Here is a 13120-nt window from a genome sequence, read left to right as displayed (position 1 = left end):
CAAAACGGGAGGGCCCGGCGCGGCCGACGCGGGCAAACGGGTCAACTCTCAGCAGAACATGTCCTTCCTGGCTCAATTATGGGGAGCATGCGGCGGGGGCTGCGCCACGCGTAGCCGTCTTTCCCCCACCACGGGAGGCCATATGACGAAACGTCCAGGAATTCTGTTCGCCGTCGGTGCGACGGTCGCCGGTCTGGTGACCGCCGCCCCGTCCCCGGCAACCGCCGACACCGGTTGGCAGCGCACCGCGATGCAGCTCGATTGGACCGACTGCGGCACCAAGTCGTACCCGACGATGCAGTGCTCATCGGTCAGTACTCCACTCGATCATGACGATCCGTCGGGTCGGCGGATCACGCTCGCCCTGTCCCGGATCCCGCACACCGCGAAAACCTTCCAGGGCCCTCTGCTCGTCAACCCGGGCGGTCCCGGGGGCAGCGGCCTGTCGCTGGCCGGCTTCGTGGCGTCCTCGCTGCCGAAGTCGGTTGCCGCGCAGTACGACGTGATCGGGTTCGACCCGCGCGGCGTCGGCGAGAGCGAGCCCGCGCTGGACTGCGTACCGAAGTACTTCGATCCGCTGCGTCCCGACTCGGTGCCGGACTCGCTCGCGGTCGAGGCGGCCAACCGGAACCGGGCCCGCTCGTTCGCGGCGGCATGTGGCGAGAAGTACCCGGATCTGTTGCCCTACATGGACACGGTCAGCGCCGTTAAGGACCTCGATGTGATCCGGCAGGCAACCGGTTCCCAGCAGCTCAACTACTTCGGGTACTCGTACGGGACCTACCTGGGCGCGGTGTACGCCAAGCTGTTCCCGGAGCGGGTGCGGCGCCTGGTGCTCGACTCGAACGTCGACCCGGAGGGCGTCTGGTACGAGGACAACATCGGCCAGAACTACGCTTTCGACGCCCGCCACAAGGCGTTCGCCGCCTGGGTCGCCAAGCACGACACCATGTACCGGCTCGGCAGCGACCCGGCGAAGGTCGAGGATGCCTGGTACGCGATGCGTGCCGCCGTCAAGGCGAACCCCGCGGGCGGGAAGGTCGGGGCGAGCGAGCTGGAGGACACCTTCCTGCCCGGCGGCTACTACAACGGCTACTGGCCCTATCTGGCCGACGCGTTCGCGGCGTATGTGAACGACCACGACCAGGACACGCTTGTGAAGGCGTACCAGAAGTTCGGCGCGGTCGACGCGAAGGCCGACAACGGGTACTCGGTCTACTCGGCCGTCCAGTGCCGCGACACGCAGTGGCCTCTCCAGTGGAGCACCTGGCGCAACGACAGCTGGAAGGTGCACGACAAGGCACGCTTCTTCACCTGGAACAACACGTGGTACAACGCCCCGTGCGCCGACTGGCCGGTGGAGCCGCTGAACCCGGTACAGGTCTCCAACAACAGCCTGCCGCCGGCACTGCTCTTCCAGGCCACCGAGGACGCGGCCACGCCGTACGAGGGCGGAGTCACTCTGCACCGCAAGCTGCGCGGCTCCAGCCTGGTGGTCGAGCAGGGCGGCGGCAATCACGGCATCACACTGAGTGGCAACGACTGCCTGGACAGCTATCTGGCGGACTATCTCGCCAAGGGCACCGTCCCACGCGGCAGAGGCAGCTGGGCCGACGCGGACGCGGTGTGCGCCAAGTCCCCCGACCCGAAGCCGCTGAGCGGCAGGGCGGCGGCTCAGTCGGCCGGGGGAACGGATTCCGGGACCAGGGGCAGCACCCTGCACGGCCTGCTCGGCTTCCGCGGCTGACGGCCCACGAGGCCGGTCCGGATTGACGTACGGGCCATCCTGCCGTATGCGCCAGGATGGCCCGTATTGACGATATGGACCACAGGGATCCGCGCTCTCAGGCCCCCCGCAGGCGGCTGAGCGCATCCCGTGCCGCGCCGCCCAGCCTCGGGTGCGGCAGCGCCGCCTCCAGGAGCGGGCGGGCCGCTTCGTCCCCGAGCTGTCCGAGCCCTTCCACGCAGGCGAGCGCCACCCGCCAGTGCGGATCGTCCGGGGCCAGGAGCCGCTCCAGGGTGCTCATCAGCGCCGGTACGGACTCCGGGGCCCGAAGGGCGGTGAGCAGCCGCACCGGGTGCAGGGCGTAGGCGGTGCGCAGGGTGTTCGTCGCCAGGGCGGCGGCGGCCCGGGGTGTGCGGGGGTCGCCGAGGCGCAGCAGGGCGTGGGCGGCACAGACGCAGCGCTCCGGGTCGCGGTGGTTGAGCAGCAGGACCAGCGCCTCGAAGGCCCGTCGGTCACCGCCGCAGCCGAGCCGGAACGCGGCGATCTCTCGCGCCCAGAGCGGGCGTTCGCGTTCCTCGAGGACCCGGGCCAGTTCCTCGTCGTCGTCGGTGGCGAGCAGTTGGCGGTACGCCGCCGACTCCCCCGCCTCGTCCGCCAGCCGGTCCGTGAGCGACCGGAACTCCTCGTCCATGACCGTCAGCGTAGCGGCGATGACAGTGAGTGTGAGCCGAACCACAGCGACCCGGGGCTGGCACGCTCGTTACCCACCAGTTAAGCTCATGTGAGCGGGACACACTCCCCGCCGGCTCCGGTGGCCTGGTGACGCAGCCACCCGGAGTGCTTGTCGGTTCGGCAGCTTTGCGAGACGTGACTCCGGGACAGAGTCCGTCGCCCCTTCCCGGTCCGGGCGCGCTCATCGCGCCTCGGCCCTGAGCATCACGACACGCAATTACCGCACGCCCTGCGCCAGTTCGCCCTTTCAGCGCGCGCCGTGCTCCTCACAGTCGTCACTCATTCACTGGAGTCCCGTGATGGACACCCCACTCAGCACCATTGCCGTCGTCGGTCTCGGCACCATGGGCACCGGCATAGCCGAAGTCCTGGCCCGCGCCGGCCACGAGGTCATCGGTATCGACATCAGCGACGCGGCCGCCCGTCAGGCCGTCGCCGCCCTGGAAGCCGCGACCGCCCGCGCCGTGCGACGCGAACGGATCACGGAGGAGGAGCGGAGCGACGTCCTCGCCCGGTTCCGTACCTTCGGTGATCTCCAGGCCGCCGCGGAGGCGGAGCTGGTCATCGAGGTCGTGCCCGAGTCGTACGAGATCAAGCAGCAGCTCTTCCGGGAGCTCGACGCGATCGTCTCCCCCACCGCAATCCTGGCGACCGGCACCAACGCCCTGTCGGTCACCCGGCTCGCCGCCGAATCGCTGCGCCCCGAGCGCGTGCTCGGTCTGCACTTCTTCAACCCGGCGCCCGCGATGAAGCTGGTCGAGGTGGTCTCCTCGGTACTGACCGCGCCGTCGGCCGTCGCCGCGGTCACCGAGCTCGCCCGCAGCCTGGGCAAGGAGCCGGTCGCGGTCGGAGACCGGCCCGGCTTCGTCGCCGACGGGCTGCTGTTCGGGTACCTCAACCAGGCTGCCGCGATGTATGAGGCGAACTACGCCTCCCGTGAGGACATCGACGCGGCGATGAAGCTGGGCTGCGGCCTGCCGATGGGCCCGCTCGCCCTGCTCGACCTGATCGGGATCGACACCGCCCGTACCGTCCTGGAGGCGATGTACTCCGCGTCGCACGACCGGCTGCACGCCCCGGCCCCCATCCTCAGGCAGCTCAGCGAGGCGGGACTGACCGGCCGCAAGTCGGGCCGCGGTTTCTACACGTACGCGGAAACCGGCAGCCAGACCGTGGTGCCGGACGCGCTGACGCCGCAGGACAGTGCGTCGGCTGCCGGCGGGCGCACGGTGCGGTCGGTGGGTGTCGCGGGCTCCGGCACGATGGCCTCGGGAATCGCCGAGGTCTTCGCGAAGGCCGGCTACGAGGTGGTACTCGCCGCCCGCAGCCAGGAGAAGGCGGACACGGCGAAGGGCCGGATCGCCAGGTCGCTGGAGCATTCCGTCACCAAGGGGCGGCTGACGGCCGAGGCGCGGGAGGAGACTCTGGCCCGGATCACCGCGGCCGGTTCGCTGGACGCCTTCGCCGATGTCGATCTCGCGGTCGAGGCGGTCGCCGAGGACCTGTCGGTCAAGCAGCAGCTGTTCGGGACGATGGACAAGGTCTGCAAGCCGGGCGCGGTGCTCGCCACCACCACCTCGTCACTGCCGGTCGTCGCGATCGCGCGGGCCACCTCGCGTCCGCAGGACATCATCGGGATGCACTTCTTCAACCCGGCGCCCGCGATGAAGCTGGTCGAGGTCGTCCGTACGGTGCTCACCGCCGACGATGTCCACGCCACCGTCCGCGAGGTGTGCGTCAAGGTCCGTAAGCACCCGGTGGACTGTGGGGACCGGGCCGGCTTCATCGTGAACGCGCTGCTGTTCCCGTACCTCAACAACGCGATCAAGATGGTCGAGGAGCACTACGCGAGCCTCGACGACATCGACGCCGCGATGAAGCTGGGCGGCGGCTACCCCATGGGCCCGTTCGAGCTCCTGGACGTCGTCGGTCTCGATGTCTCGCTCGCCATCGAGAAGGTGCTGCACAGCGAGTTCCGCGACCCGGGCCTGGCCCCGGCGCCGCTGCTCGAACATCTGGTGGCCGCCGGCTGCCTCGGTCGCAAGACGGGGCGCGGCTTCCGCGAATATGCCCGGCGCTGAGCCGGGGTGGGGCGGGCTGCTCGATCCTTCGGACGGCCCGCCCCCGCAGGCGCATTCCCCTGCACCGATGCAGTACGTTCACACCATGTCCCAGCCCGCCAGGTCCCCCCGTGTCTCCGCCGCGCCCGACACCCAGGAGAGTGCCGCAGGCACCCGCGCCGCCGCCCAACGGCTCAAAATGCGCCGCGAACTGGCCGCCGCGGCAATGGAACTCTTCGCCACGAAGGGGTACGAGGCAACGACGGTCGACGAGATCGCGGGCGCCGCGGGAGTCGCCCGGCGGACCTTCTTCCGGCACTTCCGCTCCAAGGAAGAGGCGATTTTCCCGGACCACGACGACACCCTCGTCAGGGCCGAGGCCGTGCTCAATGCCGCCCCCGCGCACGAGCACCCGCTCGACACGGTCTGCCGCGGCATCAAGGAAGTCATGAAGATGTACGCGGCGAAGCCCGCGGTCTCCGTGGCCCGCTACAAGCTGACCCGTGAGGTCCCCACACTGCGCGAGGCCGAGATCGCCTCGGTGGCCCGCTACGAGCGGCTGTTCACGCGCTATCTGCTGGGCCACTTCGACGAGCGCGACCACCATGTCGGCAATGACGACCCGCTGCTCGCGGAGGTCGCGGCATCCGCCGTCGTCACCGCGCACAACCATGTACTGCGCCGCTGGCTGCGGGCGGGCGGCGAGGGCGATGTGGAGACCCAGCTCGACCACGCCTTCTCGATCGTCCGCGACACGTTCGGAACCGGCATCGGCGCGGGCCGGATCGTCGGCACCGAGCCGGCGAAGCAGCCGGCCGCTTCGGTGACGTCCCAGGGCGAGGTACTCGTCACGGTGGCGCGGACGGACGCGCCGCTCGAAGACGTGATGCGCACGATCCAGCAGGCGCTCAAGAACCGCTGAACGGGGCGTGCCGGCCGGAAACCGCCTGGCCGGCCGTTCCGTCCCGGCTTGCCTGACGGGCCCGGTTCGCCGCCCGCACCGGAAATCTGGTTGCCGCACCCGCACCCCGGTGCTGTGGTGTGCGGATGAATCGTGATCGCGACACACTTCTGACCCTTTTCGACCGTGAGATGCGCGAACATGCCCGGCCCGACGGCCCTGGTGTCCAGGTCGAGCGCACCGATGATGTCGTACGGCAAGTCGGTGCGGCCGACGACTGGAACGGTGTCATCTGGTCGGCCCCGGACCTGGATCCCGTACGGGCCGACGCCGCGATCGCGGCACAGGTGGCCCATTACACGGCGCTCGGACACGACGAGTTCGAATGGAAGCTGTACGCGCACGACCGGCCGGCGGATCTGGCGGAGCGGCTCCTGGCGGCCGGTTTCGAGGCGGAGGAGCCGGAGACCCTGCTGGTCGCCCCGGTGGCCGACCTCTCGACGACGGTGAATCTCCCCGAGGGCGTCCGGCTGCGCACCGTGAGTGACGCGGACGATGTGGAGCTGATGGCCCGCGCCCATGAGCAGGCATTCGGCTCGGACTGCTCGCGGCTGCGGCATCAGGTGCTGGCCAGGCTGGCCGAGGACCCGGACAGCTTCGTCGGCGTCCTCGCCATGGCCGGCGACGAGCCGGTGAGCTCGGCCAGAATGGAGCTGTACCGGGGCACGGGCTTCGCGGGGCTCTGGGGCGGCGGAACGGTCGAGGCGTGGCGGGGAAGGGGCATCTACCGCGCCCTGGTCGCCTTCCGGGCCCGGATCGCCGGGGAGCGCGGCTACGGCTACGTTCAGGTGGACGCCTCAGACCAGAGCAGCCCGATCCTCCAGCGACTCGGATTCCTGTCCCTGAGCACCACGACTCCGTACGTGTACCGGCCCTCTCGCTGACCGGACGACCTCAGAACAGATCAACGCGAAACACCTCTCATGTTGCTCATGCGTGCCCCGCGGGTGACAAGTGAGAGAAATTGTTGGCACGCAGTGCCTTGCCAGGTGTCACAGAGTGCCATACGTTGAAGTTGTCCGGGCGGCCGGCGTGCTGAGATCTCACGTACGCCGGCTGTCCCCGCAAGCCATGTGCCTGCGCGCCCGGACGCCTGCGTCACAGGCAAAACCTTCTGCTCCACAGAGCAAGCCGAAGCCTTACCAGCCGGACCGACGGCAGCACCTCCACACCACACTGCTCCCCCTCAGCTCGTAGGGACTCTCAAGTGTTCCCTCAGCGCCCCCATCCGCCGGAGGCCCACCGTGAAGGAAATCCTGGACGCGATCCAATCGCAGACGGAATCGAAAAGCGGCTCCGCCGCGGTCACAGCCGCAGACTTCGCGGCCCTGCCCATCCCCGAGTCGTACCGCGCGGTGACCGTGCACAAGGACGAGACGGAGATGTTCGCCGGGCTCACCACCCGCGACAAGGACCCCCGCAAGTCACTGCATCTCGACGAGGTTCCGGTGCCCGAGCTCGGGCCCGGTGAGGCACTGGTCGCCGTCATGGCCAGCTCGGTGAACTACAACTCCGTGTGGACCTCGATCTTCGAGCCGATGGCCACCTTCGGGTTCCTGGAGCGCTACGGCAAGCTCAGCGAGCTCACCAAGCGCCACGACCTCCCGTACCACGTCATCGGCTCCGATCTCGCGGGCGTCGTCCTGCGCACCGGCCCCGGCGTCAACGCCTGGCACCCGGGCGACGAGGTCGTCGCGCACTGTCTCTCGGTCGAACTGGAGTCCTCGGACGGCCACAACGACACGATGCTCGACCCCGAGCAGCGCATCTGGGGCTTCGAGACCAACTTCGGCGGCCTCGCCGAGATCGCGCTCGTCAAGTCCAACCAGCTGATGCCGAAGCCCCAGCATCTCAGCTGGGAAGAGGCCGCGGCTCCCGGCCTGGTCAACTCCACCGCGTACCGCCAGCTCGTATCGCGCAACGGCGCCGGCATGAAGCAGGGCGACAACGTGCTGATCTGGGGCGCCAGCGGCGGACTCGGTTCCTACGCCACGCAGTTCGCCCTCGCGGGTGGGGCCAACCCGATCTGTGTCGTCTCCAGCGAGCAGAAGGCGGACATCTGCCGCAAGATGGGCGCTGAGGCGATCATCGACCGCAACGCCGAGGGCTACAAGTTCTGGAAGGACGAGCACAGCCAGGACCCGCGCGAGTGGAAGCGGTTCGGCAAGCGCATCCGTGAACTCACCGGCGGCGAGGACGTGGACATCGTCTTCGAGCACCCGGGCCGCGAGACGTTCGGTGCCTCGGTGTACGTGACCCGCAAAGGCGGCACGATCGTCACCTGCGCCTCGACGTCCGGCTACAACCACGAGTACGACAACCGCTACCTGTGGATGTCACTGAAGAAGATCGTGGGCTCGCACTTCGCCAATTACCGCGAGGCATGGGAGGCCAACCGGCTGGTCGCCAAGGGCAAGATCCACCCGACGCTGTCGAAGGTCTACTCCCTGAAGGAGACCGGTCAGGCCGCGTACGACGTCCACCGCAACCTCCACCAGGGCAAGGTAGGCGTCCTGGCGCTGGCGCCGCGCGAGGGTCTGGGCGTGCGCGACGAGGAGCTGCGCGAGAAGCACATCGACGCCATCAACCTGTTCCGTGACGCGTCAGCGGAGCGGACCAATAAGCACAGCCGGGACGCGTCAGCGGAGCGGACCAATAAGCACAGCCGGGACGCGTCAGCGGAGCGGACCGACGAGCACAGCAGGAATGCCTGACATGACGGGCCGCCAGAAGGACCGCCCGTGGCTCATGCGGACGTATGCCGGTCACTCGACCGCGGAGGCGTCCAACGAGCTCTACCGGCGCAACCTCGCCAAGGGTCAGACAGGCCTGTCGGTCGCCTTCGACCTGCCGACCCAGACGGGTTACGACCCCGACCACATCCTCGCCCGCGGCGAGGTCGGCCGGGTCGGTGTGCCGGTGTCGCACCTCGGTGACATGCGCCGGCTGTTCCAGGACATACCTCTGGAGCAGATGAACACCTCGATGACAATCAACGCCACCGCGATGTGGCTGCTGGCGCTCTACCAGGTGGTTGCCGAGGAACAGGGCGCCGACGCCACCAGGCTCCAGGGCACCACGCAGAACGACATCGTCAAGGAGTACCTCTCACGCGGGACACACGTCTTCCCGCCGGGTCCCTCACTGCGGCTGACCACCGACATGATCACGTACACGGTCAACCACATCCCGAAGTGGAACCCGATCAACATCTGCAGCTACCACCTGCAGGAGGCGGGAGCCACCCCGGTCCAGGAGATCGCGTACGCCATGTCGACGGCCATCGCCGTCCTCGACGCCGTGCGCGACTCCGGCCAGGTGCCCGAGGAGAAGTTCGGCGATGTGGTCGCCAGGATCTCGTTCTTCGTGAACGCGGGCGTCCGTTTCATCGAGGAGATGTGCAAGATGCGCGCCTTCGGCCGCATCTGGGACCAGGTCACGCGCGAGCGGTACGGCATCACCGATGCCAAGCAGCGCCGCTTCCGGTACGGCGTCCAGGTCAATTCGCTCGGCCTGACCGAGGCGCAGCCGGAGAACAACGTCCAGCGCATCGTCCTGGAGATGCTGGCCGTCACCCTGTCCAAGGACGCCCGCGCCCGGGCCGTCCAGCTGCCGGCCTGGAACGAGGCGCTGGGTCTCCCCCGGCCCTGGGACCAGCAGTGGTCGCTCCGTATCCAGCAGGTGCTCGCGCACGAGAGCGATCTGCTGGAGTACGAGGACATCTTCGACGGATCGCATGTCATCGAGGCCAAGGTGGACGAGCTGGTCACCGATTCGCTCGCCGAGATCGACCGGATCCAGCGGATGGGCGGCGCCATGGCGGCCGTCGAGTCCGGCTATCTGAAGTCCGAGCTGGTCTCCTCGCACGCCGCCCGCCGGGCCCGGATCGAGAGCGGTGAGGAGAAGATCGTCGGCGTCAACATCTACGAGACGACGGAACCGAACCCGCTCACCGCGGACCTCGACGAGGCAATCATGACGGTCGACCCCGCCAATGAGGCCAGGGTCAGCGCAGCCCTCCACGAGTGGCGCGACAACCGCGACGAGGCCCGTGCCACCGACGCGCTGGCCGCGCTGAAGAAGGCCGCCGCGGGCACCGAGAACATGATGAAAGCGACCGTGGAGTGCGCCCGCGCGGGTGTCACCACCGGAGAGTGGTCCTGGGCGCTGCGCGATGTCTTCGGCGAATTCCGGGCTCCGACCGGCGTCTCGTCCGCCCCGGTCGCGGTGACCGCGGAGGCCGGCACACCGCTCGCCCTGGTCCGTGAGAAGGTCGCCCGCACCGCGGCCGACCTGGGCGCCGGACGGCTGCGGCTGCTGGTCGGCAAGCCAGGCCTGGACGGACACTCCAACGGCGCCGAGCAGATCGCCGTACGCGCCCGTGACGCCGGTTTCGAGGTCGTCTACCAAGGGATCAGGCTGACCCCCGAACAGATCGTCACGGCCGCCCTCGCCGAGGACGTGCACTGCGTCGGCCTGTCGATCCTGTCGGGCTCGCACGCCGAACTCGTCCCCGACGTACTCACCCGGCTGCGCGAGGCGGGTGCCGCCGACATCCCGGTGATCGCGGGCGGAATCATTCCGCCCGCCGATGCCGCCGCCCTGATCGGAGCCGGCGTCGCCGCCGTATTCACACCGAAGGATTTCGGTATCACGGAGATCATCGGCCGTATCGTCGACGAGATCCGGAAAGCGAACAAGCTCGACCCTCTGGAGGTCTCCGCATGACCCACCTCGCCCACCCGTCTCCCGCCACCACCCTTCCAGGGAGCGACTCCGCCGCGCACCTCCCGAACCGCCTGCGTCCGCGCCGTTCCTGCCTGGCAGTGCCCGGCTCGAACCCGCGGTTCCTGGAGAAGGCCCAGGGCCTCCCCGCCGACCAGGTCTTCCTGGACCTGGAGGATGCCTGCGCTCCCCTCGCCAAGGAGGGCGCCCGGCACACCATCGTCGACGCGCTGAACAACGGCGACTGGACGGGCAAGACCCGGGCCGTCCGCGTCAACGACTGGACGACGCACTGGACGTACCGCGATGTGATCACGGTCGTCGAGGGCGCGGGCCAGAACCTCGACTGCATCATGCTGCCGAAGGTGCAGGACGCCCAGCAGGTCGTCGCGCTCGACCTGCTGCTGACCCAGATCGAGAAGACGATGGGCTTCGAGGTCGGCAGGATCGGCATCGAGGCGCAGATCGAGAACGCCAGGGGCCTGGTGAACATCGACGACATCGCCGCCGCCTCGCCGCGCCTGGAGACGCTGATCTTCGGCCCGGCCGACTTCATGGCGTCGATCAACATGAAGACCCTGGTCGTCGGACAGCAGCCGCCCGGGTACGGCGCGGACGCGTACCACTACATTCTGATGCGCATTCTGATGGCGGCCCGTACACACGACCTCCAGGCGATCGACGGCCCCTTCCTGCAGATCCGTGACGTGGACGCGTACCGCGAGGTCGCGGGCCGCGCGGCGGCGCTGGGCTTCGACGGCAAGTGGGTGCTGCACCCCGGTCAGGTCGACGCGGCCAACGAGGTGTTCTCGCCGTCGCAGGAGGACTACGACCACGCCGAGCTGATCCTCGACGCATACGAGTGGTGCACCTCGGAGAAGGGCGGTAAGAAGGGCTCGGCGATGCTCGGCGACGAGATGATCGACGAGGCGAGCCGCAAGATGGCACTCGTCATCGCGGGCAAGGGCCGCGCAGCCGGCATGCAGCGCACCTCCAAGTTCGAAGCGCCGGAGGCCTGATCATGCAGTTCGGACGCACCTATGAGGAATTCGAGGTCGGTGCGGTCTACAAGCACTGGCCCGGAAAGACGGTCACCGAGTACGACGACCACCTTTTCTGTCTGCTGACCATGAATCATCACCCGCTCCACATGGACAGCAACTACGCGGAGAAGACGACCGACTTCGAGAAGAACGTTGTCGTAGGCAACTACATCTACTCGCTGCTGCTCGGCATGTCCGTTCCGGATGTCTCCGGAAAGGCGATCGCCAACCTCGAAGTCGAGTCGTTGAAGCATGTCGCGCCGACTTTCCACGGCGACACGATCTACGGCGAGACGACCGTTCTGGACAAGACTCCGTCAAAGTCCAAGAACGACCGCGGAATCGTTTATGTGGAGACCAGGGGGTACAAGCAGGACGGCACGCTGGTCTGTGTATTCCGCCGCAAGGTGATGGTCCCCACCGAGACGTACATCAAGGAGCGCGGCGGGGAACAGCCCGGCCGTCCCGAGCTGAACCAGCCTTCGCTGAAGAACGTGGAGAAGTAGCCATGACGCGACTCGCCCAGACTGCCGGTCTCAACGATGTCCAGCAGGAAATTCTCTCCACGGTCCGGGATTTTGTCGACAAGGAGATCATTCCGGTCGCAACCCGGCTGGAACACCGCGACGAGTACCCGACCGAGATCGTCGAGGGGCTCAAGGAGCTCGGCCTGTTCGGGCTGATGATTCCCGAGGAGTACGGGGGGCTGGGTGAGTCGCTTCTCACATACGCGCTGTGCGTGGAGGAAATCGCCCGCGGCTGGATGAGCGTGTCGGGAATCATCAATACGCACTTCATCGTGGCGTACATGCTCAAGCAGCACGGCACGCAGGAGCAGAAGGACACATTCCTGCCGCGGATGGCGCTGGGTGAGGTCCGGGGCGCGTTCTCGATGTCCGAGCCGGCGCTGGGCTCCGATGTCTCGGCCATCACCTCCAAGGGCGTCAAGGATGGCGATGAGTACGTACTGAACGGCCAGAAGATGTGGCTGACGAACGGTGGCACTTCCTCACTCGTCGCCGTGCTGTGCCGGAGTGACGAAGGCCACCCCGAGGGGACCGCCCCGCACAAGTCGATGACGACGTTCCTGGTGGAGAAGGAACCCGGCTTCGGCGAGGTCCGACCGGGTCTCACCATCCCCGGCAAAATCGACAAAATGGGTTACAAGGGCGTCGACACGACCGAACTCATCATGGACGGCCTACGCATTCCGGCCAATCGGGTACTGGGGGGCGCCACCGGCCGAGGGTTTTACCAGATGATGGACGGCGTCGAGGTCGGCCGGGTGAATGTGGCTGCGCGTGGCTGCGGTGTCGCACAGCGTGCATTCGAACTGGGCGTTTCCTATGCCCAGCAGCGTCACACCTTCGGAAAGCCGATCGCTCAGCACCAGGCGATCCAGTTCAAGCTGGCCGAAATGGCCACCAAGGTCGAGGCCGCCCATGCGATGATGGTAAATGCAGCGCGCAAAAAGGACTCCGGGGAACGAAATGACCTGGAGGCAGGGATGGCGAAGTACCTCGCCTCCGAGTACTGCAAGGAAGTCGTCGAGGACGCCTTCCGGATCCATGGCGGCTACGGCTTCTCGAAGGAGTACGAGATCGAGCGCCTCTACCGGGAGGCCCCGATGCTGCTGATCGGTGAAGGTACCGCCGAGATCCAGAAAATGATCATTGGGCGCCGAGTCCTTGAGGAGTACCGGTTGCAGGGGTGATTGTCCCTTTCGAGGCGATTTAGTCGCGAAGAAGATCACACCCTGTCACCCTCAGGCGGCGCCTTCAAGCCGTCCGACTCGGTTGCTGGCTTGCTCAGTTGTGGCTCGCAACCGATAACATCGCCGGAAAAGCCGCCGTCCCCGTTGCCAGCGCGGCCT

The 13120-nt window shown here is 67.7% G+C and carries 10 protein-coding genes; 9 read left to right on the top strand and 1 reads right to left on the bottom strand.

Annotated features, from left to right (window positions below):
* Nucleotides 1–142: 142 nt before the first annotated feature.
* Nucleotides 143–1747: an alpha/beta hydrolase gene (locus tag ABT115_RS10985; RefSeq protein WP_351786728.1), complete on the top strand. Its 1605-nt coding sequence runs from the start codon at nt 143–145 to the stop codon at nt 1745–1747.
* A gap of 97 nt (nt 1748–1844) precedes the next feature.
* Here ABT115_RS10985 and ABT115_RS10980 read toward each other — a convergent pair whose 3' ends face one another.
* Nucleotides 1845–2417, bottom strand: a complete 573-nt coding sequence (locus ABT115_RS10980) for an adenylosuccinate lyase (RefSeq protein WP_351786725.1) — start codon at nt 2415–2417, stop codon at nt 1845–1847.
* A 340-nt stretch (nt 2418–2757) separates the two neighbouring features.
* On the opposite strand from ABT115_RS10980, the gene ABT115_RS10975 reads away from it, so the two are divergent.
* The 8 genes from ABT115_RS10975 (at nt 2758) to ABT115_RS10940 (ending at nt 12961) form a co-directional block, all read left to right on the top strand.
* Nucleotides 2758–4539: a 3-hydroxyacyl-CoA dehydrogenase family protein gene (locus ABT115_RS10975; protein ID WP_351786722.1), complete on the top strand. Its 1782-nt coding sequence runs from the start codon at nt 2758–2760 to the stop codon at nt 4537–4539.
* Between the two features lie 85 nt (nt 4540–4624).
* Complete coding sequence (locus tag ABT115_RS10970; RefSeq protein WP_351786719.1) at nt 4625–5440, top strand: TetR family transcriptional regulator; 816 nt, start codon at nt 4625–4627, stop codon at nt 5438–5440.
* A gap of 125 nt (nt 5441–5565) precedes the next feature.
* Nucleotides 5566–6363 (top strand): GNAT family N-acetyltransferase, encoded by a 798-nt coding sequence (locus tag ABT115_RS10965; protein ID WP_351786717.1) that lies wholly within the window; start codon nt 5566–5568, stop codon nt 6361–6363.
* Nucleotides 6364–6723: 360 nt separating this feature from the next.
* Entirely contained in the window at nt 6724–8193 is a 1470-nt protein-coding gene (ccrA, locus tag ABT115_RS10960; protein ID WP_351786714.1) for a crotonyl-CoA carboxylase/reductase, read from the top strand.
* 1 nt (nt 8194) lies between these two features.
* The gene (locus ABT115_RS10955; RefSeq protein ID WP_351786711.1) at nt 8195–10207 is read left to right on the top strand and encodes an ethylmalonyl-CoA mutase; all 2013 of its coding nucleotides are present in this window, start codon (nt 8195–8197) and stop codon (nt 10205–10207) included.
* Nucleotides 10204–11223, top strand: a complete 1020-nt coding sequence (locus tag ABT115_RS10950; protein ID WP_351786708.1) for an HpcH/HpaI aldolase/citrate lyase family protein — start codon at nt 10204–10206, stop codon at nt 11221–11223. The genes ABT115_RS10955 and ABT115_RS10950 overlap by 4 nt, the downstream gene beginning before the upstream one ends.
* 2 nt (nt 11224–11225) lie before the next feature.
* Nucleotides 11226–11753 carry a MaoC family dehydratase gene (locus tag ABT115_RS10945; protein WP_351786705.1) on the top strand — a complete coding sequence of 176 codons (528 nt, stop codon included), beginning with the start codon at nt 11226–11228 and terminating at the stop codon, nt 11751–11753.
* Between the two features lie 2 nt (nt 11754–11755).
* Nucleotides 11756–12961, top strand: a complete 1206-nt coding sequence (locus ABT115_RS10940; RefSeq protein WP_351786702.1) for an acyl-CoA dehydrogenase family protein — start codon at nt 11756–11758, stop codon at nt 12959–12961.
* Nucleotides 12962–13120 lie beyond the last annotated feature (159 nt).

This window comes from Streptomyces sp. NPDC001832, assembly GCF_040297265.1.
Classification (GTDB): Bacteria; Actinomycetota; Actinomycetes; order Streptomycetales; family Streptomycetaceae; genus Streptomyces.
Note: the sequence above shows the minus strand (reverse complement) of the source record. Positions and strands in the feature narration are given on the sequence as shown.

What these genes read in the sequence shown, in the direction of transcription:
- ABT115_RS10985 (WP_351786728.1), top strand. Translation starts at nt 143, where the DNA reads ATGACGAAACGTCCAGGAATTCTGTTCGCCGTCGGTGCGACGGTCGCC.
- ABT115_RS10980 (WP_351786725.1), bottom strand. Translation starts at nt 2,417, where the DNA reads ATGGACGAGGAGTTCCGGTCGCTCACGGACCGGCTGGCGGACGAGGCG.
- ABT115_RS10975 (WP_351786722.1), top strand. Translation starts at nt 2,758, where the DNA reads ATGGACACCCCACTCAGCACCATTGCCGTCGTCGGTCTCGGCACCATG.
- ABT115_RS10970 (WP_351786719.1), top strand. Translation starts at nt 4,625, where the DNA reads ATGTCCCAGCCCGCCAGGTCCCCCCGTGTCTCCGCCGCGCCCGACACC.
- ABT115_RS10965 (WP_351786717.1), top strand. Translation starts at nt 5,566, where the DNA reads ATGAATCGTGATCGCGACACACTTCTGACCCTTTTCGACCGTGAGATG.
- ABT115_RS10955 (WP_351786711.1), top strand. Translation starts at nt 8,195, where the DNA reads ATGACGGGCCGCCAGAAGGACCGCCCGTGGCTCATGCGGACGTATGCC.
- ABT115_RS10950 (WP_351786708.1), top strand. Translation starts at nt 10,204, where the DNA reads ATGACCCACCTCGCCCACCCGTCTCCCGCCACCACCCTTCCAGGGAGC.
- ABT115_RS10945 (WP_351786705.1), top strand. Translation starts at nt 11,226, where the DNA reads ATGCAGTTCGGACGCACCTATGAGGAATTCGAGGTCGGTGCGGTCTAC.
- ABT115_RS10940 (WP_351786702.1), top strand. Translation starts at nt 11,756, where the DNA reads ATGACGCGACTCGCCCAGACTGCCGGTCTCAACGATGTCCAGCAGGAA.